Here is a 25322-nt window from a genome sequence, read left to right on the forward strand (position 1 = left end):
TTCCAAGTCTGCTTGGACATGAACTGGCAATGACTGCCGCCTGGCCTCCGGGTTTCCCAATGGAAATAGAATAGTCCGATGTGCACTCGGCTGGCGCCTCATGGCTGCCCGCGGGAGGAGTAGTGTATGAAAGGCCCGGAACGCTATGTTGATTGACAAGATTCTATCCCGCTTCAAGATCAAGACGAAGGTTCTGATCTTCGTTCTGCCCTTTGTCGTCACCATTTCGGCGGTCGGTTTGACCGGCCTTTATGCATCCGGGCTTCTCCAGGGGCGGATGGAAATATCCAACAGCGTGCTGCAGTCGCTGAGCGGGTTCAAGGATCTTTACGGCTCCATGGATGATTTCCTGCGCGTCACCAGTTCGGAGGCGCGCGACAAGCTGCTTGCGGATCTGAAGGCGCAGCAGGGCGTGCTCGAACAGACGCTGGACCAGGTCGGTGAAGAGGCGGCTGGCCGCGACAGTCTCGCGGAAGCTTCAACCCGCACCAAGGACATTTCGGGCGTGGTGGACAAGCTTTGGGGCTTGCATGAACAGGAACAGGCGCTGCACGAGCAAATTGACGCGGCGCAGAAGAGCCTGATCAGCACCCGATTCACCGTTTCATATCAGGCTGAGGAATTGCAGAGCGCGCTGCAGCGCGACGAGAGCGACGCTACCGTTACCCTTCGTACGGCCGATCGCCTGCTGAAGGGCGGCGATTTCCTCGGCACCGTCGCCAGCGGCTTCAGCAAGCCGCAGACGCCGCAGGACAAGATCGCCTTCATCAATGAACAGATGCCGGAGGTCATCAAATCCCAGCGCCTGATCGCCATTTCGGTTCCGACCAATCAGAAGAACGTCGTCGACGCCCTGGCCGCGACCATCGACAGCATCAAGGCGATCGCCCAGATGCCCAGTCCGACCGACGAGAACATCGCCGAACTCGGTCGTCTCGTGTCGCGCTTCCGCCAGACCTCGACCTATACGCAGCTGACCGCGACACAGAAGATGCGCGAAGCGACCCAGCGTTTCGCCGAGCTCGAAGGCCGCATCGCCCAGACCAACTCCGTTCTTCAGGATACGCGGCGCCTGGAAAATTCCGTCTATGCACTGCAGATCGTCCTTTCCGATTTCCTCGCCGATCCCAGCAAGGATAACCTCGTTCGCCTGCAGCAGCAGGCCGGCACGCTCGGCAAGGACATGCAGGTGCTGACCACCAGCGCCAACGGCATGGGCTTTGCCGAAGGCATATCCGGCGCGATCCAGCCGGCGCTCGACGCCATTTCCAGCGGTGGCTCGAAGATCGTCGGTACGATCGGTGAGCGTGTCGCGGCCTATGCCGCCGCCCGCCAGGAGCTCGACCAGATCTGGACGAAGCTGACCGATTTCGCCGAGTTGCAGAAGCAGACGGCCGGCACCGAGCGGACCCAGGCAAACAGCATCTCGGTCCTGACCACCGGTCTCGGCATCCTGTTGTCGATCCTCGGCGGCATCGCCCTGGTGCTGACCTTGCAGCGGCCGATCAGCCAGATTACGGCCGCCATGCGCCGCATTGCCGAGGGAGCGCTGGATACCAGCATATCAGGCGAGCAGCGCCACGACGAAATCGGCGACATGGCCCGCGCGCTCGGCATCTTCAAGGAAAATGCCATCTCGAAGATACGCATCGAGGAACAGAGCGACGAGGAACGCGCTGCCGCCGAACACGAGCGCCAGCGCAATGACGCTGAAAAGCGCGAGATGGACCGCCAGATCGAATTCGCGGTCAACCAGCTTGCCGCCGGCCTCGAACGCATGTCGCAGGGCGACATCTCGACAACGATCGAAACCCCCTTCATCGGCCGTCTCGAACAACTGCGTCAGGATTTCAATGGTTCGATGCTGCGCCTGCAGGCGACGATGAGCCAGATCCGCGACAATGTCGAATTGATCCAGGGCAACGGCAACCAGATGGCCAAGTCGGCCGAGGATCTCTCCAAGCGCACGGAACAGCAGGCTGCCTCGCTCGAAGAGACCGCCGCTGCCGTCGATCAGATCACCGTCACGGTCCGCTCGTCGGCCGAACGCGCCAAGGATGCCGATCAGATCGTCCGCCAGGCCAAGCGCAGCGCCGACGATTCCGCCGTCGTCGTCAGCAACGCCATCGACGCGATGGGCCGCATCGAGGATGCCTCGCGCCAGATCGAGCAGATCATCGGCGTCATCGACGAAATCGCCTTCCAAACCAACTTGCTGGCGCTCAACGCCGGCATCGAAGCGGCGCGCGCCGGCGAGGCCGGTAAGGGCTTCGCGGTCGTCGCCATGGAAGTGCGCGAACTCGCCCAGCGCTCCGCCGCCGCCGCGCAGGAGATCAAGGGCCTGATCAACAAGTCGACCAGCGAGGTCAGCTCCGGCTCGCAATTCGTGCAGGAGACCGGGACGGTGCTTGCCAAGATCAGCGCCCAGATCGTCACGATCAGCCAGCATGTCGAGATGATCGCCCGCGCCAGCCATGATCAGTCGAACGCGCTGCAGAGCGTCAACTCGACGGTAAACCAGATGGACCAGATGACGCAGAAGAACGCCGCCATGGTCGAGGAGACGACCGCCGCCAGCCGCGAACTGGCCGACGAGGCCGATGCGCTGCGACGCCTCATCCAGCAGTTCAAGATCCATGGTGAGGCTGCCGAAGCGCAGGTCTACCGCGCCGCGTGATCAAGGCCGATGTCCAGTCATCCGAACGGCCTCGGTTTTCCGGGGCCGTTTGCGTGTTGGGTAGAAATCGCCCGCAAACGGGACGGACGAATATCTCGGGCGACCCAGATTTACGGAAAATTTTCCTTAACGCTTTTCCTCTAATTTAGCCCTCGTTGCCGTCGGGGGTTTTGATGCTGCGCTTTTTCTCTACGTCTATCGTTCGCCAGATCGTTGCGATCACATTGTTTCTCCTGGCGATCAGCACGGCCGCCATCGTCGGCGTGATCTATTACAATCTGAGCCGCCACGTGATGGACGGAGCTGTCTCCGACGCCCGGAACGCCGCCCGCTCGATGGCTGTGCTCTACGGCGCGGCTGACCCGGCCGCGAAGATCGAGGTGAAGGACAATCAGCTCGCCACGGTCACGGAAGAGGCGGTTCCGGTCCTTGCCGATCATTCGCTTGTCGACCGCACCGCGCAATCGATCGCCGGTGTCGCGACGATCTTCCAGAAGCAGGGCGGCGACTACGTCCGCATATCTACCAATGTGAAGAAGGAAAACGGCGATCGCGCCGTCGGCACCAAGCTTGCAGCCGAACACCCGGCCCAGGCGGTTCTCGCCCGGGGCGAGGCGTATTACGGACCGGCCGAGCTATTCGGCCGCAAATTCATGACCGGTTACTTCCCGATCAAAAACGCGTCGAGCGCCAATATTGGTATTCTCTTCATCGGCATTCCGATGGAGTTCTACTATCAGCGCATGAATGAGTTGCTGATCCTGGTTCTCGGCATCGGCGCCGTCGTCATGCTGCTCGTGGGTGTTCTCGCCTTCTATGCGATCCGCCTGTCGGTAAAGCCGCTGCAGGCGCTGACCGCGAGCGTCCACACAATTTCCTCGGGGGATCTCGACAGGGTGGTCCCCTGTCTCGAGAAGAAGAACGAGTTCGGCGAGATTGGTCGGGCGCTCTCGCTCTTCCGCGACAGCGCCCGCGCCCGGCGCGATCTGGAGACCGAGGCCTCCGAACAGCGCGCGCTCAGCGATGCCGAACGCGCCAGGAACGATGCCGACAAGCGCTCGCTCGACGGCCAGATCGATTTTGCCGTCAGTCAGCTTGCAGCGGGCCTCGGACGCTTGTCGCAGGGTGATGTCTCGCAGACGATCGGCACGCCCTTCGTCGGCCGACTGGAGCAACTGCGCGTCGATTTCAACGCTTCCCTTCTGCGTCTGCAGGATACGCTGTCCGGCATCCGTGACAGCGCCTCGACGATACAGCGCAACAGCGGCGCCGTCTCCGCTTCTGCCGGCGAGCTGTCCAAGCGCACCGAGGCGCAGGCGGCTAGTCTCGAAGAAACCGCAGCGGCGGTGGAAGAGATCACCGTCACGGTCCGCTCCTCCGCCGAGCGTGCCCGCGAAGCCAACAATGTCGTGGCCGCAACCAAGAAGACGGCCGACAATTCCGGCGCCGTGGTCGGTGATGCCGTCGCCGCCATGGAGCGCATCGAAGGTGCCTCGCAGCGTATCGAGCAGATCATCGAGGTGATCGACGATATCGCCTTCCAGACCAACCTTCTGGCGCTGAATGCCGGCATCGAGGCGGCGCGGGCGGGCGAGGCGGGCAAGGGCTTTGCCGTCGTCGCCCAGGAGGTCCGCGAGCTTGCCCAGCGCTCGGCTGACGCGGCGCGCGAGATCAAGTCTCTGATCGAGACGTCAAGCCGCGAAGTGACGGCCGGCTCGGAACTCGTCCAGAAGACCGGCAGCGTCCTTGCTTCGATCAGCCAGGAGATCATCGCGATCAGCGGCCATGTCGAGACCATCGCCACCGCCAGCCGCGATCAGTCGGCCGCCTTGCAGGAAGTCAACAGTTCGGTCAACGCCATGGACCAGATGACTCAGAAGAACGCGTCGATGGTTGCCGACACCACGCAGGCAAGCCGCCTGCTCGCCGGCGAGGCCGATACGCTGATGGCGCTGATCGAGCGTTTCCGCATCGGCGCGGAACCTGCGGCCGCTCACTTCGGCGCAAGGAAAGTCGCCTGAGGAGCCCGGCCACGGCCGCCGCAGCATTTAGCTCCATCCGTGCGGCGCCTTTCCTTTGACGCGGCGCCCTTGATGATGAGATCGAGCGAGGTCAGCCAGGCGGCGAAGCGGACCGTGCTGCTGTCTCCGAACTCGGCATAGAATTGATCCTCGTCCGCCTTGCTGCCGCTCGGCCAGCGATGGTGGCGAAATCCATGGACGCCTACAATGGTGATCATGTCGATCATGGGATGTCCTTTCCTTCAAGACATCTCACGATTTAGGCATCAAGTTTGTCTTTATAAACAGTGAAATCCCCGCTATGTTTTTCATTGATGAAAAACGCGAATTGGGATTCCTATCAGCTTTTCCTGCAGGTCGCCCGGCTCGGCGGCTTGACGGGAGCCAGTGCCGCAAGCGGGCTAAGCCCGGCGACCATTGGTCGGCGCATGCTCGAACTCGAACAGGAGGTCGGCCGCGCCCTGTTTTCGCGCAGCCAGACCGGTTATCGCCTGACTGGGGATGGCCAGGCGCTGCTCGATCACCTTCAGGAGATGGAGGCCGCCGCCCGCAAGGTCGAAGCCTGGCGGCAGTCGGGTGAGGGCGGTACGACCGTTAGGATCACCGCCGGCACCTGGATCGCCTGGCTCCTGACGGAGAATTTCGCCGCGATCCGCATGCCGGGCGATGCGTTTGCAATTTCGCTCACCATCGGCGAAGCGAGGGCAAATCTTGCCTATCGCGAGAGCGATATCGGCATTCGCGCTTTCGAGCCGGAAGAGGGCAATCTTGCCGCTCGCCAGCTCGGGGAGGTGGCCTACGCCGTCTATAGCAGACGCAATGCCGCCGAGACCGACGAGCGCTGGATTGCCGTCGGCGAGGAGGAGGCGATCTCGGCCTATCTGCGCTGGCCGCATAGTCATGCCGCGGCCGGGATCGTCGCCACCGTAAACCGACCGCGTTCGCTGCCGGATCTGGTGCGCGCCGGCGCCGGCAAGGCCGTGCTTCCCTGTTTCGTCGGTGATCTCCATCCCGACTTGCAGCGCCAGGGCGGAGAATTGCCGGAACTGCGCCACCGCCAATGGATCGTCATGAATGCCGAGGACCGCCATCGTCCGGAGATCCGCACGGTAGCCGACCGCATGACCAAGCTCATCCGAAGCTATGCCGATCTCTTCGCCGGAAAGCGTCCAAGCCGCGGCTGATGCCGAGGGGCCGGAAGACGGAAAGACGATGAGGCGTCCGCGCATTCTTTCGAGGCGCGGACGCTGTGATCGAGGGCAGACAGAGCGGAGTGCCCAGGCTGCCGGCTACTTCGTCAGTGCCGGTTGGTGACCACGACCGGGATTAACAGGTCGCCCCAATTGCCGTCGCCGCCGTGATGACGGGCCGAGCGCACCAGTTCGACAGAAACGCCGGCCTCGACGGCCTTCATGACGGATTGGTTCAGCCGATGCAGGTCGTTGGCGAGCATGCGGATCGTCGTCTGCTGATCCTCGCTCATGCTGGATGCCTGCTCCTCGGCCCGTTCCCGGACGCGTGCGATGGATGCCATGATCTTATCCTCCTCTTCTGGTTATTCCGCAGCTGGTTTGAACTGCGCATGTTCGGTTGAATCGTGCATCGCGGTGGTCGAGGACCGGCCGCCGGTGATGGCGAGCGACACGGCGTCGAAATAGCCGGTCCCGACCTCGCGCTGATGCTTGGTGGCGGTATAGCCGTTCGCCTCTGCGGCGAATTCGGCCTGCTGCAGCTCCGAATAGGCCGACATCTGCCGCTGCTTGTAGCCGCGCGCCAGCTCGTACATGCCGTAGTTCAGCTGGTGGAAGCCGGCCAGCGTGATGAACTGGAACTTGTATCCCATCGCGCCGAGCTCGCGCTGGAACCTTGCGATTGTCGCCTCGTCGAGATTTTTCTTCCAGTTGAACGAAGGCGAGCAATTATAGGCGAGCAGCTTGCCGGGATGGACCTTGTGCACACCTTCGGCAAAACGACGCGCCTGTTCGAGATCCGGCTTGGAGGTCTCGCACCAGATCAGGTCGCAATGCGGCGCATAGGCCACGGCACGGGCGATGCAAGGCTCTATGCCGTTTCTGACCTGGTAAAAGCCTTCGACCGTGCGCCCGGCATCATAGTCGACGAAGGGCTGGTCGCGCTCATCGATATCCGATGTCAAAAGCTTTGCCGCTTCCGCATCGGTGCGGGCGATGACCAGCGTCGCCACGCCCATCACGTCGGCGGCGAGCCGAGCGGCGTCGAGATTGCGGATATGGGCGGCCGTCGAGATGAGAACCTTGCCGCCGAGATGGCCGCATTTCTTCTCCGAAGCGAGCTGGTCCTCGAAATGGACGCCTGCTGCACCCGCCTCGATATAGGCCTTCATGATCTCGAAGGCGTTGAGCGCCCCGCCGAAACCGGCTTCCGCATCGGCAACGATCGGCGCAAACCAGGTGTCGACGGAGAGGCCGTTGCCTTCGGCGGTCTCGATCTGATCGGCGCGCTGCAGCGTGCGGTTGATGCGCTTTGCAAGTTCCGGCCCGGCATTGGCGGGATAAAGCGACTGGTCGGGATACATCGCCGATGCAGTATTGGCGTCGGCCGCCACCTGCCAGCCGGAGAGGTAGATCGCCTTCAGCCCGGCGCGCACCATCTGCATGGCCTGATTGCCGGAGAGCGCGCCGAGCGCGTTGACGAAGTCCTCCTTATGGATGAGCTGCCACAAGCGATCCGCGCCCATTTCGGCGAGCGTATGGCTGAGCGCCACCGATCCTCTCAGCCGCTGCACGTCAGCGGCCGAATAGGGCCTCTCGATACCGTCGAAGCGGCCCGCTGGTGCGTTTCGGACAAGCTTGTAAAAATCGGTCATGTTGCTCTCCTCGCTGAAAACCGTTACCGGATGAATGAATGACAAGATTGACAATTTAAGTCGTTATGGCCAGGAAAACCTTTGATTTTGGGGCGGGAAAGAGGTTAAGATGACGAGGATTGACAGAGGGGCGCTGTGAATTTGTAAAATTTTGTAAATAGAACGCTCCTCGTCTTTGTCAAAGGTGTGACATGGCGGAACGGAAGATCTTCGCAGGTCCTAAGCTTCGGCGCATCCGCAATGCGCTGGCGCTGACTCAGACCGCGATGGCAGAGGCTCTGGAGATTTCGCCCTCCTACCTGAACCTCATCGAGCGCAACCAGCGGCCATTGACGGTGCAGCTCCTGCTGAAGCTCGCGGCCGTCTACCGGGTCGATCTGGAGGAGTTGCGGGGGCAGACCGGCGGCAGTCTCGGCCAGCTGAAGGAGGTCTTCGCCGACCCGCTGCTATCAGGCGAGCTGCCGGGCGATCAGGAATTGGTGGAGGTGGCCGAGGCGGCGCCGAATGCCGCAAGCGGCATGATCAAGCTCTATCGCGCCTACAGGGAACAGGCAGCCCGGCTGTCCGATCTGACGGCGCTGATGGTGGCCGAGGGGCATGCGCCCGTTGCGGCCGGCCGGCTGCCGCTGGACGAGCTGCGCGAGACGTTGGAGCGCCGATCGGGCTATTTTGGGCGGATCGAGACAGCGGCGGAAGCCTTTGCTGCGACGTTGCCCGGCGGCCTCGATCTTGCGGCGGGGCTGAAGGACTGGCTGCGCGCCGAACGCGGCATTGCGGTGCGCGTCCTGCCCGTACACGTCATGCCGGATCTGCGCCGCCGTTTCGACCGTCATTCGATGCGGCTTTTCATCTCGGAACGGCTGTCGCCGGCCGATCGTGCGCACGAGATATCAGTCGAGGCAGCGACCCTTGCTTTGCTGCCGGCCATCGATGCCGAGCTCGACGATCTCTCGCTTTCCTCCGCCGAGGCGCGTCGCATCGCCCGCTTCGAGCTTGCCCGCATTGCGGCCCTGGCGCTGGCAATGCCCTATGAAGCCTTCCTTTCGGCAGCCAAGGCGACTCATTACGACATCGATATTCTTCGCGCGCGTTTCGGCGTCTCCTTCGGCCATGCGGCAACGCGTCTGACGATGCTGCAGCGACCCGGGGCGGCAGCCATCCCCTTCTTCCTGGTCGAGATCGATGCGGCCGGCCACCGGCTGCGGCGCGCCGGCGCCCAGGGCTTTCCGCAGGCTCGTTTCGGCGGCGGCTGTCCAAAGCTCAATATCCACGCCGCCTTCCTGCAACCGGGCCAGATTCTCGCCGAGACGGTCGTCATGCCTGATGGCGCATCCTTCCTGACGGTTGCCCGAACCCTGGAGGGGCCGAGCGTCGAATTCGGAGAAAGGATCAGGCGCACCGCGATTCTCGTCGGCTGCGATGCCGCCCTCGCAGATGGCACGGTCTACGGGCAGGCGGCGGCGCTCGACCCGGTTGCGATCGGGCCGGCCTGTCGGCTTTGCGAGCGGCGCGGTTGCCTTTCCCGCGCCGAGCCGCCGGTAACGCGACCGCTCGGGCTCGACGAGATGGTGGCGGGCCTTAGCGCCTTCGACTTCCGGTGATTGTGAAATGATTGAAGGCGCATTTTTTTTGCGCTTGTGGGCTTAGAAATTCCTTCTTAGTCTGCGGGCAAAACCAGAGGGAACAGATGTCCGCGGATGCGGGCTCTTCGAACAAAACAGGAGAAGTCATGAGGTCAACCATCGCAACCGTGACGGGCGTCGCCGTTGCCGCCCTCCTTACCGCCGTGCCGGCCGTTGCGCAGGAGCGCGTCGTCAACGTCTACAACTGGTCGGATTATATCGACGACAGCATCCTCGCCGATTTCACCAAGGAAACCGGCATCAAGGTCGTCTACGACACTTTCGATTCGAACGAGACTGTGGAAACCAAGCTGCTTGCCGGTGGCACCGGTTATGACGTCGTCGTTCCCACGGCCGACTTCCTGCAGCGACAGATCCAGGCCGGCGTCTTCCAGAAACTCGACAAGTCGAAGCTGCCGAACCTTTCCAACATGTGGGACGTCATCCAACAGCGCACTGCTGCATATGATCCGGGCAACGAATATGCGGTGGATTACATGTGGGGGACCGACGGTATCGGCTATAACGTCAAGAAGGTTGCTGAAATTCTCGGGCCGGATGCCAAGCCCGGTCTCGAAGTGATTTTCGATCCGAAGGTCGCCGAAAAGTTCAAGGACTGCGGCATCTACGTACTCGACACGCCAAAGGACGTCATGACCACGGCGCTGCGTTATCTCGGCCTCGATCCGAACTCCACCAAGGCCGAGGATTTCAAGAAGGTCGAGGAATTGCTGACGGCGGTGCGCCCCTATATCCGCAAGTTCCACTCGTCCGAATATATCAACGCCCTTGCCAACGGCGACATCTGCATTGCCTTTGGTTATTCCGGCGACATGCTGCAGGCCCGCGATCGCGCGGCCGAAGCCAAGAATGGCGTTGAAGTCAATTATTCGATCCCCGTGCAGGGCGCCCAGATGTGGTTCGACATGATGGCGATCCCCGCCGATGCCAAGCATGTCGCCGAAGCGCATGAGTTCCTGAACTACTTGATGAGGCCCGAGGTCATCGCCAAGGCGAGCGACCACACTTTCTATGCAAATGGCAACAAGGCCTCGCAGCAGTTCGTCAGCAAGGAAGTGCTGGAAGATCCGGCTATCTATCCGACCGAAGAGGTGATGAAGAACCTGTTCACGGTAAAGCCGTGGGACCCGAAGACCCAGCGCACGGCGACGCGGATCTGGACGAAGGTCGTCACCGGCCAGTAAGTTAATGCAAGGCCCGGACGGAAACGTCCGGGCCTTTCAGTTACCGGCCCGGCGTGGGAGGCCGGCTGAAAACTTATATTCTCGGGGAATATTATGAAATCTTTGGGCAATATCCGCCGCGCTTTCGCACCCTGGACCGATCCGTCCGCAAAACCGTTCATTGCCTTCAAGAATGTCACCAAACGCTTCGGAAATTTCACCGCCGTCGATGATCTGTCGCTTGATATCTATCAACGCGAGTTCTTCGCGCTGCTCGGTGCGTCCGGCTGCGGAAAGTCGACGCTTCTGCGCATGCTTGCCGGCTTCGAGCAGCCGAGTTCGGGCGAAATCATCCTCGATGGCACCGATCTCGCCGGCACGCCGCCTTACAAGCGGCCGGTCAATATGATGTTTCAGTCCTACGCGCTTTTTCCGCATATGACCGTCGAGAAGAATATCGCCTTCGGCCTGAGGCAGGACGGCATGCCGAAGGAAGAAATGGCCGAACGCGTGACGCAGATGCTGAAGCTCGTAAAGCTCGAGCAATTTGCTTCGCGCAAACCGAACCAGCTCTCCGGCGGCCAGCGCCAGCGCGTCGCGCTCGCCCGTTCCCTCGCCAAGCGTCCGAAAGTGCTGCTGCTGGACGAACCGCTCGGCGCGCTCGATAAGAAGCTGCGCGAGGAAACCCAGTTCGAACTGATGGACCTGCAGCAGACGCTCGGCCTCACTTTCGTGGTGGTGACCCACGATCAGGAAGAGGCGATGACCATGGCCGACCGCATCGCGGTCATGAGCCACGGCAAGGTCGTGCAGGTGGCAACCCCGGCCGAAATCTACGAGGCGCCGAATTCCCGCTTCGTGGCTGACTTCATCGGAGACGTGAACATCTTCGACGGCAAGGTGACGACGTCAGGAAACGGGGCAGTCGAGGTAGCCGTCGATAGCGGCTTCACGATCCGTACCGCTGCCACGGAAACGCCGGCGGTCGGCAATAGTGCCGGATTTGCCATTCGCCCGGAAAAGGTCCGCGTGACGCGCGCAGCACCCGCGAACGCCTCGGTCAACGCGGCCAAGGGTGAGATCTGGGACATCGCCTATCTCGGCGACATGACCGTTTTCCACATCAGGCTGCCGAGCGGAAAATTCGTCAGAGCCTCTTCGCTGAACGCGCAGCGCTCCGTCGACGACCCCTTCAGCTATGATCAGGACGTCTGGGTCTCCTTCGATGAGAATGGCGGCGTGCTGCTGAAGGACTGAGCCTATGGAAACCGCCGCATCGCGCCTCTACAATCGCCTCGTCATCATCATTCCCTATGCTTGGCTGCTGCTTTTCTTTCTTGCGCCGTTCTTCATTGTCTTCCGCATCTCGCTGTCGACGACGGCAATCGCCATACCGCCCTATGAGCCGGTCTTCTCTTTGGCCGACGGCTGGAGTGCTTTCTGGAGCAAGGTCGCAACTTTCTCCTTTGACAATTATAGCTACCTCATTGACGATCCGCTTTACTTCAACGCTTATCTCTCGAGCGTCATCATCGCGGCGGTCTCGACCTTCCTCATGCTTCTGATCGCCTATCCGATTGCCTATGGCATGGCGCAGGCGCCGCGCGGCATTCGCCCGACGCTTTTGATGCTCGTCATTCTGCCGTTCTGGACCAGCTTCCTGATCCGCGTCTATTCCTGGATTGCGATCCTGAAGCCCGAAGGACTGCTGAACCAGCTTCTCCTGTCTCTGCATATGATCGACAGCCCGCTGATCATTCTCAACACCACCACCGCCGTTTATATCGGCATCGTCTATTCCTATCTGCCCTTTATGGTGCTGCCGCTCTATTCGGCGCTCGAAAAGATGGACGGCACGCTGATCGAGGCGGCGCAGGATCTCGGCTGCACGCCGATTCAGGCTTTCTGGCGCGTCACCTTCCCGCTGTCGATCCCGGGCGTGATTGCCGGCTGCATGCTGGTCTTCATCCCCGCCGTCGGCGAGTTCGTCATTCCCGATCTTCTCGGCGGTTCGCAGACGCTGATGATCGGCAAGACGCTCTGGAACGAATTCAATGCCAACAGGGACTGGCCGGTTTCCTCAGCGGTCGCGACCATCCTGCTCATGATCCTGGTCATCCCGATCGTCTTCTTCCAGAATGCGCAGGCCAAGGCCGAAGAGCGGGGGAGATAGCCATGCTGAGGTGGACCCGTTTCAACATCATCTCCGTCGCGCTCGGCTTTGCATTCCTCTATCTGCCGATCGTGCTGCTGGTGGTCTTTTCCTTCAACGAATCGAAGCTCGTCACCGTCTGGGGCGGCTTCTCCACGAAATGGTATGTGTCGCTGCTGTCGAACCAGGCCCTGCTCGACGCCGCCTGGGTGACGATCCGCGTCGGTCTGCTGTCGGCCACCTTCGCAACCGTCCTCGGCACTATGGCGGCGCTGACGCTGGTGCGCTATACGCGCTTTCGCGGCCGCATGCTCTTTTCAGGCATGGTCTATGCGCCACTCGTCATGCCCGAAGTCATTACCGGTCTCTCGCTGTTGCTGCTTTTCGTGGCGATCGGCCTTGACCGCGGCTTCTGGACCATCACGCTGGCGCATACGACGCTGACCATGTGCTTCGTCGCCGTCGTCGTGCAATCACGACTCTTAAGCTTCGATCAATCGATCGAGGAAGCCGCGCAGGATCTGGGCGCGCCGCCGGTGCGGACCTTCTTCGAGATCACGCTGCCGATCATCTCGCCGGCGGTGTTTTCCGGCTGGATCCTGGCTTTCACGCTTTCGCTGGATGACCTGGTGATTGCAAGTTTCACCTCAGGCCCGGGCGCAACCACCCTGCCGATGAAGATCTACAGCCAGGTGCGCCTTGGGGTGACGCCCGAGATCAACGCGATCTGCACGATTTTGATCGCCATCGTCGCGCTCGGCGTTATCTGCGCATCCGTGATCACCAAGCGGCGCGAAGTGCAGCGCGAGCGCGACGAGCGCGCCGCCGCCGGCGCCTGACCAGGAAAGCCTCTAAGGCGCGTGCGGCGTGCCGCCAAAAAGCGGAACCGGTGAGATGACCGGGTTCGGCCATGAGCCGCCGACGAAGAACGGCAGAAGCGGCAGCTCCGCCGCCTTGGCCGGATCGGTCGCCTCCAGCGATCCGGACAGCGCCAGTCCGTTGGATTGATAGGTGATGACGCCGGAAAGTGTCAGCGTCTGCGCCGGTCCGGCTATATGCGCGTCGTGGATCTCGGCCGAACCGTTGGCAAAATCGGCATGAAGATCCAGTCGGCTGAAGGTAAAGGCACCACTCGCCGCTGCGCTCAGCGGAAAGAAAGGCTTTTCTGCGGCCTGTGTCCTGAGCGCGCCGGCATCGATGCCCGGGATCGTCCCCTCTTTCGTCCAGAAGTGCAGCTTGCCGGTGACGTCGGCAGGACCGGTCGTCCAGATCGCTTTCGGCGACTGCAGCTCGAGATCGAGCGATCCGGTCGCAAGCGGCAACGGTCCCTTGAGCTGCAGGCGCTCGGCAAGGCCAGCGAAGTCGGCATCGCGGATCGACAGCTGCAGCTTGCCGCCGCCGTCGAAGTCGCGCCGCGTCGCCTCCAGATGCGCCGTCATTTCGCCGCCTTCAAAAGCGCTGTCGCCGATATCGAATTTTGCTTCGCCGCCGGTGACGATCATGCTGGCGCCGACATCGGAAAGCTCGAAGCGGCCCATCTCAGCGCGCCGCGCCGAAAGCCTGACGTCGACGTCGAGCAGTTGCAGCGGCTCGCTGATGCCGTTGGAGAGTCCCTCCGCCTCACCGGCCGCCAATCTCAATGCGAAAGCGTCGAGGAAGGGTTTCAGGTTCATCTGGTCGAAGGCGAGCGTGCCGCCGATCTTCGGCCGTCTGCCGGCCGTGGTCGAAAGGTCCATCACGCCGGTGGCGCTCGCCTCGTTCAGCGACAGGCTGAGATCATTGAAACGCAGCCCGCTGCCCGACGACGCGATGTCGGATTCCAGCGAGGCGCTCTTCAGCGTTCCGACGCCGGGGACCGATCTGCCCGACCATGTCAGAAACGCCGGCACATCGGGAATGTTGACTGCTATATTGCCGGAAAGCGCCGAAAGGCTGGCGATGCTGGCGATCCCTTGAAAACGCGCCGTCAGCAGGCTTGACGTCAGCGACGTGCGCGTCTCGGCGCTCCTGCCGGCAAAGGCAAGCAGCGGCTGGCGCGAGGCGAAATCGACCTTAAGGTCCACGCCGTTGATGCGGGCGATGACGACCGCCGAGATCGCGTCCGAGAGCCGCGGCCAGGCGATGTCGGCCGTGACGCTGTCGAGATTGTAAGTCTTGGCGCTCTTGACGTCGGTAACGGCAAGCGTGCCGTCCTCGATGGTCACCGCACCGATCTCGGCGTCGAGAGCGGGATCCAGCACCTCCGCGCCGTTTTCGTAGCGCACGCCGCTGATCGCGCGCGCAAGCAGGCCTGCGTAACTCCAGTCGATCAGGCCATTCTCGTCACGCGTCAGCGCCAGTTTGGGCCGCAGCAGATGGAACTCGTGAAAGCTCGTCCGGCCTCTGAGCGCATCGATAAGACTGAAATCCGCCGAGAGGCTTTCAATACTGCCGAGCAGCTTGTCGCCGCTTTCGCGAGGTTGGCCGATGGTGACCTGGTTGAGCGTGATGCGCGGCGTCGGCCAGAATTCGAGGACCGGATCGCCCTTGATCTCGGCATGATAACCTGTCCATTTCGACAGCGCATCCTCGATGCCGGAGCGCACGAAACCGGTCGTGATGAGATAGGGCGCTGCGACCCTGAGGGCCACGAACAGCGCAAGCGCAACCAGCAGAAGCAGCGTCGAGACGCGGGCGAAGGCCGGCAGCCAGCGCGAAACGGGCCCGATCTTCCTGCGCCACCTGCGATGTCTAGACGTACTCATGATCTCCGCCGGTTACCCCTTATGCGCCGATTTCGCCCGATATATGAAATATCGGGCCTATGCAAATCCAATGCATGTCGCCTGGAAGTGTGCAGCGGTTCCGGAACGACGACACGCATCAAGACGAAGAGCTGAACCGCGTCCGACGAATCTGGTTTGGCGCGGCCTTTGATCGGGCAGTTGCGCACTTTATAATGCAATGCAGCATGATATAAAGACGGCATTGGGGAGGAGGAATGAATGCAAGATAATAAGCCACTTTGGGTGCCCTCGGCCGAGACCATCGCCAAAAGCCCGATCCATGCCTTCATCGAGCGCTGCAACGCCGAGTTCGGGCTTTCGCTTTCGGGCTTTCAAGATCTGCACGCATGGTCGGTGGCCGAGCGGGAGAAATTCTGGTCGAGCGTCTGGAGTTTCTGCGGCGTGAAGGGAGAACGCGGCGCAGAGGTGCTCGTCGACGGCGACAACATGCTCGGCGCCCGCTTCTTTCCCGATGCGACGCTCAACTTCGCCGAAAACCTGCTGCCCCATCACGGCGAGGCAGACGCCATCATTTTCCGCGGCGAGGACAAGGCCTGGGATCGCTGGTCGTGGGACCGCCTGCGCGCTCTGGTCTCCAGGCTGCAGCAGGCCTTCGCGGCACTTGGCATCGGCAAGGGCGACCGTATCGCCGCCATGATGCCGAACATGCCGGAGACAGTCGCCGCCATGCTCGCCGCCTCCTCGATCGGTGCCATTTGGTCATCCTGCTCCCCAGATTTCGGCGAGCAGGGCGTGCTCGACCGCTTCGGCCAGATCGGCCCCAGGCTTTTCATCGCCTGCGATGCCTATTGGTACTCCGGCAAACTGCAGGATGTCGGCCCCAAGGTTGCTGCGGTGGCGAAAAGACTCGGTGTCCCCACGATCGTCGTCCACTATGCCGGTGATGCCGAGGCGGTGGCGGGCAAGACGCCCGGGGCTTCGACGCTGGAAGCCTTCATTGCGCCCTATGAGGCCAAGAAGATCGCGTTTACGCCGCTTGCCTTCGCCCATCCGCTCTACATCCTCTTTTCCTCAGGCACGACGGGTGTGCCCAAATGCATCGTGCATTCGGCCGGCGGTACGCTGCTGCAGCATCTCAAGGAGCACCGGCTCCATTGCGGCCTTCAGGCGGGCGATAAGCTCTTCTACTTCACCACCTGCGGCTGGATGATGTGGAACTGGCTGGTCAGCGGGCTTGCCAGCGGCGCCACGCTCTGCCTGTTCGACGGCTCGCCCTTTGCACCTGACGGCAATGTGTTGTTCGACTATGCCGAGGCGGAAAAATTCGCGATTTTCGGCACCTCGGCAAAATATATCGATGCGGTGCGCAAGGGCGGACTGACGCCCCGCGCCAGCCATGATCTCTCCAGCCTGCGGCTGATGACCTCCACCGGCTCGCCGCTGTCGCCCGAGGGTTTCACCTTCGTCTACGAGGGTATCAAGGAGGAGGTCCAGCTCGCCTCGATCTCAGGCGGTACCGATATCGTTTCCTGCTTCGTGCTCGGCAATCCGCTGCAGCCGGTCTGGCGCGGCGAAATCCAGGGCCCGGGCCTTGGTCTTGCGGTCGACGTCTGGAGCGATGACGGCAAGCCGGTGCGAGGCGAGAAGGGCGAACTCGTCTGCACCAAGGCCTTCCCCTCCATGCCTATCATGTTCTGGAACGACCCTGACGGCGCCAAATATCGCGCCGCCTATTTCGACCGGTTCGACAATGTCTGGTGCCATGGCGATTTTGCCGAATGGACGGAGCATGGCGGCCTCATCATCCATGGCCGCTCGGATGCGACGCTCAACCCCGGCGGCGTGCGCATCGGCACTGCCGAGATCTACAACCAGGTGGAGCAGATGGACGAGGTGGCCGAGGCGCTGTGCATCGGGCAGGAGTGGGACGATGACGTGCGTGTCATCCTCTTTGTCCGACTTGCGTCCGGTGTAACGCTGACCGAGGATCTCATCAAGGCGATCAAGACGCGTATTCGCACCGGCGCCTCGCCGCGGCACGTGCCGGCAAAAATTATCGCGGTTGCCGATATTCCCCGCACCAAATCCGGCAAGATCGTCGAGCTTGCAGTGCGTGAGGTCGTTCATAACAGGCCGGTGAAAAACCAAGAGGCGCTCGCCAATCCGGAGGCGCTGCGGCTCTTCGCTGATTTGAGGGAACTGAGGGACTGATAAGAAATTGTAAACTACAAGCTTTCACCATTCAGCAATCCCCTGTCATGGAAACCTTTCGTTAAGAAACCTTCGTCAAAGGTGAAACAACTTGGGGGCCGCACATGAACGAGGCGGTCTGAAGCCTTCGGGCTTACGAAACATGACGTTGATCGACTGAGCTCTTGTTGAACAGCACCAAACTCAAAGGCAGCCTCGGCTGCCTTTCTTTCGTGCGGTCCGGCGTTGAGGCTCCGCCCCGTCGATTGGGATCAACCTGCCAGCACACGTTGCGACGGGAAGGTAATCTCGACGAGCGTGCCTTCGTTTGGGGCCGAATTGATCGAGAATGTCGCCCGGTTGGCATCCACCATCGCTTTGGTCAAGGGCAGGCCGAGCCCGGTGCCGTCGCCACGATGGCGTGACTGGGTCGAGGAGACCTGGCGGAACGGCTTCATCGCATGGTCGAGTTCGGCGCGCGTCATGCCGATGCCGGTATCGCGAACCCTCAACACCACGCTGCCATTCGCCTCGTAGGAGGTGGAAACGACGATCTGACCGCCAGAGGGCGTGAAGCGGATGGCGTTTGACAGGATGTTGAGCGCGATCTGCTTGATCGAGCGCAGATCGGCCACGACGTCTGGCACCGAATGCGACAGCGCCGTGCGGATGATGACGCGCTGGCCATTCGCCTGCGGCTGGACGAGGGCGACGGCCTCCGAGACCGCCTCGTTGAGGCCGACGGCGGCAAAGTCGAGATCCATCTCGCCCGCCTCGATCTTCGAAATATCGAGGAGATCGTTGACGATGTCCAGCACGTGTCGGCCGGAGCGACCGATATCGTTGGCATATTCGATGTAACGGGGATGGCCGATCGGACCGAAGCGCTCGCCGGCCATCATGTCGGAAAAGCCGATGATGGCGTTGAGCGGCGTGCGGATTTCGTGGCTGACGCGGGCGAGAAAATCGGTCTTATGGGCATTGGCGGTTTCGGCCGCGCCCTTGGCGTTGCGCAGCTCTTCCTCGGTGCGTTTCCACTGGGTGATATCGCGGATGACGGCGCAATAGCCGTTCGACGAGGTAAGTCGGCCCATCGTCATGAACAGCGGCACGAAGCCGCCGCCGGCCTCGCGGCCGATCACCTCGCGCCCGTCGTTCAGAACGCTTGCCACGCCGTGGCCGGAGAGCCCGTTCAGATAGTCGAGAACTGCTTTCTGGCTCTCATGGGCAAACAGCATGACGAAGGGTTTGCCACGCGTCTCCTGCTCGTCGTAATTGAACAGGGCGCTCGCCGATCGGTTCATCGAACGAATGTCGCCCTCCGTGCCGATGACGACGACGCCGTCGGTCGCCGTTTCCAGAATCGAGCGCAATTCCTCGACCTCGACCTGAAGCTTGGCGACCTTCTCGACCATCCGCTCCGGACGCGCCTCGGACCGATTGCTTTCGCCGCGGACATCCTCCTTGCCTTCTACAGGCATCAGCGCCAGCATCAGGGCATTCGCATCTTCCCAGCGCACCGATTGGAGCCGCGCAGTCACCGGCGTCAGCGTGTCGTCGGCCTTGACGAGCATCATGGTGCCGGAACCGGCCGCCTTTTCCTCAAGATCGCGGCGCTGCAGCAGGGCTTCGATCCCACCCACTTCGCGTAGCGCGTCGAGCGATTGGTAACCCGTCAGCCGCATGAATTCGGGGTTGGCATGGATCAGCGCATCGCCGACGTGGATAAGGACTGCGACGGGCAATTGGTCGACCGTTCCGGCCGAAAGCCCATCGGTCATCTTCACGCGCGGCGGGATGAAACTTGTGAGAACCTCGATTTGGCTGACCGTCTCCTCGAGCCCTTCCGTCGCCTCGTCCCCGGCGACGGCGGCGGGCTTTTCAGCGGCGCCGTCTTCGCGCACCGCCTCGGCCGCGTTCTCGAAGATCGCTTCCTGCGGCGCCATCTCATTGAGTGAAGCTGTGTCGGCGCTATCGGCGACTGGCGCTTCGCCTGTGAAGGTTTCCGGTTCCACGCTTTCTTCGAAAGATGCCGTTTCGGTGGCGGTGGTGCCCGTCGGTGCCGGCGTGTCGGGCTCTTCCCTGCGGGCGCCGAAGGCTTCCAGGCGCTTGGCGATTTCGCGGAAGTTCGCCTGCTCAGCGGCCGTCAATGCGGCGCCTGTGCTGTGAAGCTGCACGATCTTGTCGGTGGAACGGCGATTGAGCGTTTCCGCGATGCGAAGCGCCGGGGGCTCGTCTGCGGCATCGGCCGCGGCCGCTTCGCCAGCGCCGTCGTCGGTGCCGTCCCGCGGTTCTTCGGCGGCGCTTTCCAAGGCGGGCGGCTCGAAGGCGGCCTCTTCCACGGTGGCTTCGGGGGATGTCTCTTCGGTCGGGGCGGCTGCAGCCGGCGTCTGGTCCTCGACCTCGTCGGCCGCTGTCGTTTCCGCCAGGACCGCTTCGGGCGCTTGAGCATCGTGGGTCGGGTCGGTGACAGTTTCGGCTGCGGGGCCGAGGCTTGCCGCATCATGGCCGATGCCGTTCGGACCGAGCGTCAGGCCGAGCGCCAGCGGATCTTCCTGCGCATCGGAGAGCCTGACGACGCCGAAGCCGCGGAAACCGTCGAAGTCGCGGTTGCGGGTGTAGGTCGGTAGCGCAGCGAGATCGACAGGAACGACGAGGCTGGTGCCTTCGACCGGCCAGAGGATCGTCTTGCCCGACCACGTGTCGCGGCGGGCGAGTGCCTCCGAAAGCTTGCCGTCGGGGTCGAGATTGAAAAGGGCGGCGATATCGCTGAAGGCGGAGCCGATGATGGCGGACGCATGCGGACCGACAGCCTCGGCAAATTCGTGGCTGACCTCGTTGAACCGGCCTTCCGCGTCGATCTTCCAGACGAAGCGCGTGGCGCGGCTGTTCGGCCTGAAGACGAAACCGGGTTCGGGCGCAAGCGACGGGGCAGGGGAGGCGCCGGAAGCTGCGGTGGCGGGCTCTTCGCGAACGGTTTCCGGCGCCTCATCGACCGGCATTTGGCCGGCTTCGGCAGGTGTCTCCGCCATCGCGGTCGCTTCCGCCGTCTCGTTGGCTGAGTGTATCGCGGCGGCGTCGACGTGCTCCTCGGCCTCGTAGGCCTCATTCACGCTGCTCTCGTTCGCGCGCCCGTCGTTCTCCGGCGTTTCGTCTTCGGCCGGATTCCTCTCCCCAACCGGTGCCTCTGCGGATGTGGCAGTTGCCGCGGTCGGCCGGGCGCTTTCGTCGACGATCTCCTCCAGCGTCTCCTCGACCTCCTCGATCCCAGAGACCGCGTCGACCATCTCGCTGAATCCGTTCGCCGCAGCCGCCTCTTCCGGAGGAAGTTCGGAGAGCGGTGTGCTTTCTTCGCCCGCAGCCGCATCAGCCGCCTGCGCCGGTGCATCGACTGCGTCGAGCGCGGGCGCGTCGATCGGGTCGAGATGACCGATCGCGGTCTCCACGGCAAAGAGCAGATTGAGCGCCGGCTCGTCGCTCAGCCTGCCGACCGCTGCCGGGAGATAACCCCTGCCGGTGGCGACCGGGCGCTTCACCAGGCGGTCGGGATGGGCGCCGGCAAGGTTGATCAAGGCCTTTGCGGTCTCGCCTGAAATGGCGAGCGAGGCAAAGCCTGGCGAAGCGGCGATGACCTCGCCATTGGCGCCGATGACAGCCATATGCGTGTCGGGATCATCGAGACCCTGCAGCATCCGGGCCGCCGCAGCGCCTGCCGTCAGCGGCTTTGCCGACACCGGCACTGAAAACAGAATGGCTTTCTCGCCCGATGAAAGCCGGATCAGTTCGGCCGTCGCCTGCACCTGCACGCGCTGAAAGCCCTTTGCGATACGGATCATCAGGCTTCTGTTGTCGCCGACGTCGGCAAGCTGACGCGCCGCCGTTTCCAGCTGGCGGAAGGTGATATCGGTGCGATCGACACCCTGGTCGAGCAGGTCGTAGACTGCTGAATGGCCGAAGAGCTCCGCACCTGCGCCGTTTGCCCAGAGCAGGCGAGTAAGATCGGCCGAAAGCAGCACCATCGCCTCGCCGCGTGAAAATCGTTCCCGCACCCGCGCATGCACGGCGATATCGATGAACGGGTATTGGACTGCGGGCATGATCGAACCTTGTCGCTGTCGGCCTTCTAAATTAACGGCTTATTAATAACTGCAGGTCGCATGCCGGTCCAGAACAGCGGGGTCCTTTCAGCCGAAAGGGTTAACGAGTTGTGCGATGCACAATAAATGTTGCAATGCACAATAAGATGCCCTATATAGACTTCATTCAATGACCACAGGCAGCAACTGCCTTAGCCCAAAGGAATGCGACCCATGGCTACCATAAAGACCGATGACGTTTTTTCAATCGCTTCTTTCGACCCGTCCAAGTTGGCTGAATCCTTCCGTGAATTCGCCGAAAAGGGCGCACAGCAGTCGAAGGAAGCCTATGCCAAGCTGAAGACTGCCGGCGAGGAAGCCGGCAAGACGCTCGAAGCCACCGTCCAGACGGCACAGGCGGGCACCGTCGAGATCGGCCTGAAGGCGATCGACGTCCTGCGCGTCAATGCCGAAACCTCGCTCTCGCACATGGAAGCACTGCTCGGCGTCAAGTCAGTCGCCGAATTCGTCGAGCTGCAGACCTCCTTCCTGCGCAAGCAGGCCGAACTCGCCGTCGACCAGGCGAAGTCCATGCAGGAAACCACCAAGCAGGTTGCCGAAAAGCTCGCAAAGCCCTCCAAGGAAGCCGCCGAAAAGGCGATGGCATCCTTCAAGGTCGCCTGATCGGTCTTTGCCGATCGGAAACAAAAGGCTGGACCTCGTGTCCAGCCTTTTTGTATATTGACGAGGAATGGGGCTTGAATTCATAGCCAAGTCCTCGTATGTGACCCCCATCGCGCCGAGCGTGATTTATGCGGTTGTAGCTCAGTTGGTTAGAGCGCAGGTTTGTGGCACCTGAGGTCGGAGGTTCGAGACCCCCCAACCGTACCATCTCCCCACGTCAGCAAATTCCTTTAGAGAATGTTGTTTCGACCGAAATCGGCGGCACCGACGTTTAATAGTATCTGCAAAGATCCTGGTCCAATGTTGTCGTTTCCTGCCAAAGCGCGGGCTTTCACGCGTGGAATGGCAGACGAGGCTCGCTCCTGATCGGCTAGCAACATCCCGAAGGATATTGAACGGTGTCCTAAAGAGGACGTCCGCTTCCGACGGCGAAGTTGCTGCCTATTTGCCACATCAACTCGAAAGATTCAGGAAGCACAACTCGTCCGTATGGTGCCATACCTCTGGGTGAGCTACATGTGCGGCACGCAGGAGCAGCGAGCTCCGCAATTGCGACAATTCGCCACTCGATCTGGAACGATCAACTCACGCAAGCAAATTTGCAGATGCGAACCGCGAGGCCGGTCCGCGGCAAGAGAGGCAGAGACAACGTTCGGGGGCGCTTAAACAATTCGGACCTCGTTTTCCCATAACCGTGGGACTTACTAAATTTCAGCAGATGACCGTAACCTCAACTTAAGTGCCGTCATGCCAGCAATTGCGAAGGTTCGGACGGGCAAGGCGCAGGATCTTGGAAATATGTCTTCTAGCGCGGTTAAAGGTTGCGGAGGAAGCGCTTCATAAGCGCTAGTCGCCAATATCAAAAACCTTCTCGGACAGAAATAAAGCTTTTAGTTGAATTTCCTCGTCAAATGGAGCAGAGGAAATCGGCATTAAGCGCGGCCGAAATGGAATAGGCAAACGGGGATTTTATGACGAGCCTCATTACTTTTATTAAGTACGTCGACACGACTGGGGATCAGAGAGTTGACGGGCTTATCAGCGGCGTTGCCTGGGACGGCACGATAACCTATGCGTTTCCCACCCTTTCGACATCGTATTCCTATGAGGGCGAGAAAGATTTCGACTTCTCGTCTATTTCTTCGCAACAGCAGTCTGCAGCCTTGTTTCTTATGGAGCAATCTTACGGAAACGCGGCTAATGACGGCTTTTCGGTTGAGGGATTTACGAACGCGAACTTTGAGGCGGGAAGCGCCGATACCGCAACCGTGCGCTTCGCTCAGTCGTCCCTGCCTCCGACGGCATGGACCTATTATCCGGGTAATCGCAGCTACAGCGGCGATGTCTGGTTCGGAACCGAATATGCCGGCACAGAAGATGACCTTCGCTTTCCGGGGTTCGGCAACTATGCGGGCCACACCGTGGCGCATGAGTTGGGTCACGCTCTCGGTTTGAAGCATGCTCATGAACCGGATGACGTCAATACGACAGTTGTTCCGAGTGCGTATGACTCGGTCGAATACACGATCATGACCTACCGCACATATGTCGGAGACAGTTTGAGTGGGTACAAGTATGAGCATGATGGCGCGCCGCAAACCTTCATGATGCTCGACATCGCCGCCCTGCAGGAAATGTATGGTGCGGACTACACTACGAACAGTGGCGACACCGTCTACAAGTGGAATCCCGACGAAGGCATCACCTATGTCAACGGAGTGGCGGCCATCACGCCCGATGCCAACCGGATCTTCGCGACAATCTGGGACGGTGGCGGTATCGATACCTATGATTTGAGTGCTTATACCACCGCCCTCAAGATCGACCTGCGAGCAGGCGGATACTCGGTCTTTTCCCAGGACCAGTTGGCCGATCTGTGGGGTGGGCCGAACAATGGCTACGCCCGTGGCAACATTTTCAACGCGCTTCTGTTTCAGGGCAACGTTGCGTCCTTGATCGAGAACGTTCAGGCCGGCTCCGGCAACGACAACATCACGGGCAACGAAGCGAACAATACGCTTTGGGGCAATGCCGGGAATGATTCGCTTTATGGCGGCGCCGGCGCTGACACATTGATCGGCGGAGTTGGTTCCGATTGGATGGTGGGCGGGGCGGGCAACGATCTCTATGCCGTCGACGATAACTTCGATTTTGTGATCGAGAGTGCGAACCAGGGGACGGACACCGTTCAGACGGCGCTTTCAACTTATACGCTCCGCGACAATGTCGAGATCTTGACCTATACAGGGTCCGCCAGCTTCACCGGCACCGGCAATGCGCTCGCCAACACGATCACCGGCGGCGCCTTCAAGGACACGCTGAATGGCGGGGCTGGTGCGGACACCTTGATCGGTGGTGCGGGCGACGACACCTACATCGTCGACAATGTTGGCGACAGCGTCACCGAAGCCGCCAACGAGGGGATCGACACTGTTCGCGCGACATCGGCAAGCTATACGCTTGCCGCCAATCTCGAGAACCTCACCTATATCGGCACGGCAGCCTTTGCCGGGACGGGCAATGACCTTGCCAATACGATCAGGGGCGGGGCAGGTGCCGACACCTTGGACGGGAAGGGCGGTGCGGACAGCTTGATCGGCGGTGCGGGCAACGACACCTATATTGTCGATACCCTTGCCGACGTGATCACCGAAGGGCTGAATGAAGGAGCAGATCTGATCAAGACGACGCTTTCTTCCTATGCTTTGACCATCAATGCCAATGTCGAAAACCTGGCCTTCATCGGCACCGGCGATTTTACCGGGACTGGAACCAGCATCGCCAATACGATCACCGGCGGCGGTGGCAACGATCTTCTGGACGGCGGCGCCGGCAATGACACGCTGAATGGCGGCGCCGGCAACGACATCTATATGGTCGACAGTGCGGGCGACGTGATCAACGAGGCGGTCAGTGCCGGCACCGACGAAATCCGCACGGCGCTTGCAGCCTACTCGATCGCCGCCTTGGTCAATGTCGAGAACCTCACCTACACCGGATCCGCCAGCTTCACCGGCACCGGCAATGCGCTCGCCAACACGATCACCGGCGATGCCGGCAATGACACCCTGAATGGCGGGGCCGGTGCGGATAGCCTGATCGGCGGTGAGGGCGACGACACCTATAGCGTCGACAATACCGGTGA

Annotated in this window: 16 protein-coding genes and 1 tRNA gene; 12 read left to right on the forward strand and 5 right to left on the reverse strand. The window is 61.4% G+C overall.

All coding sequences use genetic code 11. The features are described 5' to 3' along the window. Window positions 1-145: 145 nt before the first annotated feature. Both FFR93_RS28100 and FFR93_RS28105 read left to right on the forward strand, forming a co-directional pair. A complete protein-coding gene (locus FFR93_RS28100; protein ID WP_138395551.1) occupies window positions 146-2677 on the forward strand; it encodes a HAMP domain-containing methyl-accepting chemotaxis protein in 2532 nt (843 codons plus the stop codon). Between the two features lie 173 nt (window positions 2678-2850). Continuing rightward, window positions 2851-4698: a methyl-accepting chemotaxis protein gene (locus FFR93_RS28105; RefSeq protein WP_138395552.1), complete on the forward strand. Its 1848-nt coding sequence runs from the start codon at window positions 2851-2853 to the stop codon at window positions 4696-4698. Here FFR93_RS28105 and FFR93_RS28110 read toward each other — a convergent pair. Further along, the gene (locus FFR93_RS28110) at window positions 4671-4925 is read right to left on the reverse strand and encodes a hypothetical protein (RefSeq protein WP_138395553.1); all 255 of its coding nucleotides are present in this window, start codon (window positions 4923-4925) and stop codon (window positions 4671-4673) included. The genes FFR93_RS28105 and FFR93_RS28110 overlap by 28 nt on opposite strands. Before the next feature lie 87 nt (window positions 4926-5012). Between FFR93_RS28110 and FFR93_RS28115 the strand changes: the two genes are divergently transcribed. After that, a complete protein-coding gene (locus tag FFR93_RS28115; protein WP_138395554.1) occupies window positions 5013-5882 on the forward strand; it encodes a LysR family transcriptional regulator in 870 nt (289 codons plus the stop codon). Between the two features lie 113 nt (window positions 5883-5995). Here the strand turns inward: FFR93_RS28115 and FFR93_RS28120 are convergent, their stop codons facing one another. Then, complete coding sequence (locus tag FFR93_RS28120) at window positions 5996-6232, reverse strand: hypothetical protein (RefSeq protein ID WP_064800722.1); 237 nt, start codon at window positions 6230-6232, stop codon at window positions 5996-5998. Between the two features lie 21 nt (window positions 6233-6253). Next, window positions 6254-7543: an isocitrate lyase gene (gene aceA / locus FFR93_RS28125; RefSeq protein ID WP_138395555.1), complete on the reverse strand. Its 1290-nt coding sequence runs from the start codon at window positions 7541-7543 to the stop codon at window positions 6254-6256. 191 nt (window positions 7544-7734) lie between these two features. Between aceA and FFR93_RS28130 the strand changes: the two genes are divergently transcribed. From FFR93_RS28130 to FFR93_RS28150, 5 genes are all read left to right on the forward strand, one after another. Further along, complete coding sequence (locus FFR93_RS28130; RefSeq protein ID WP_138395556.1) at window positions 7735-9144, forward strand: XRE family transcriptional regulator; 1410 nt, start codon at window positions 7735-7737, stop codon at window positions 9142-9144. Between the two features lie 128 nt (window positions 9145-9272). Further along, a complete protein-coding gene (locus tag FFR93_RS28135) occupies window positions 9273-10370 on the forward strand; it encodes a polyamine ABC transporter substrate-binding protein (RefSeq protein ID WP_138395557.1) in 1098 nt (365 codons plus the stop codon). A 93-nt stretch (window positions 10371-10463) separates the two neighbouring features. Next, window positions 10464-11606: an ABC transporter ATP-binding protein gene (locus tag FFR93_RS28140; protein ID WP_138395558.1), complete on the forward strand. Its 1143-nt coding sequence runs from the start codon at window positions 10464-10466 to the stop codon at window positions 11604-11606. 4 nt (window positions 11607-11610) lie between these two features. After that, the gene (locus tag FFR93_RS28145) at window positions 11611-12522 is read left to right on the forward strand and encodes an ABC transporter permease subunit (RefSeq protein WP_064710805.1); all 912 of its coding nucleotides are present in this window, start codon (window positions 11611-11613) and stop codon (window positions 12520-12522) included. 2 nt (window positions 12523-12524) lie between these two features. Then, a complete protein-coding gene (locus FFR93_RS28150; RefSeq protein WP_064709920.1) occupies window positions 12525-13340 on the forward strand; it encodes an ABC transporter permease in 816 nt (271 codons plus the stop codon). A gap of 12 nt (window positions 13341-13352) precedes the next feature. On the opposite strand, the gene FFR93_RS28155 is transcribed toward FFR93_RS28150, so the two are convergent. Next, window positions 13353-15245 (reverse strand): AsmA family protein, encoded by a 1893-nt coding sequence (locus tag FFR93_RS28155; protein WP_138395559.1) that lies wholly within the window; start codon window positions 15243-15245, stop codon window positions 13353-13355. A gap of 240 nt (window positions 15246-15485) precedes the next feature. Here FFR93_RS28155 and FFR93_RS28160 point away from each other — a divergent pair, with 240 nt between their 5' ends. Then, window positions 15486-17438: an acetoacetate--CoA ligase gene (locus tag FFR93_RS28160; protein WP_138395560.1), complete on the forward strand. Its 1953-nt coding sequence runs from the start codon at window positions 15486-15488 to the stop codon at window positions 17436-17438. A 251-nt stretch (window positions 17439-17689) separates the two neighbouring features. Here FFR93_RS28160 and FFR93_RS28165 read toward each other — a convergent pair whose 3' ends face one another. Continuing rightward, window positions 17690-21514: an ATP-binding protein gene (locus tag FFR93_RS28165; RefSeq protein ID WP_138395561.1), complete on the reverse strand. Its 3825-nt coding sequence runs from the start codon at window positions 21512-21514 to the stop codon at window positions 17690-17692. Window positions 21515-21727: 213 nt separating this feature from the next. On the opposite strand from FFR93_RS28165, the gene FFR93_RS28170 reads away from it, so the two are divergent. From FFR93_RS28170 to FFR93_RS28180, 3 genes are all read left to right on the forward strand, one after another. Then, the gene (locus tag FFR93_RS28170) at window positions 21728-22177 is read left to right on the forward strand and encodes a phasin (RefSeq protein ID WP_064709924.1); all 450 of its coding nucleotides are present in this window, start codon (window positions 21728-21730) and stop codon (window positions 22175-22177) included. Window positions 22178-22307: 130 nt separating this feature from the next. Next, window positions 22308-22384, forward strand: a tRNA-His gene (locus tag FFR93_RS28175). 764 nt (window positions 22385-23148) lie between these two features. Further along, on the forward strand, window positions 23149-25322 hold a 2174-nt coding region (locus tag FFR93_RS28180), incomplete at its 3' end, for a M10 family metallopeptidase (RefSeq protein ID WP_205910752.1).

The sequence above is a fragment of the Rhizobium sp. MHM7A genome (assembly GCF_005862215.1).
GTDB lineage: Bacteria > Pseudomonadota > Alphaproteobacteria > Rhizobiales > Rhizobiaceae > Rhizobium > Rhizobium bangladeshense.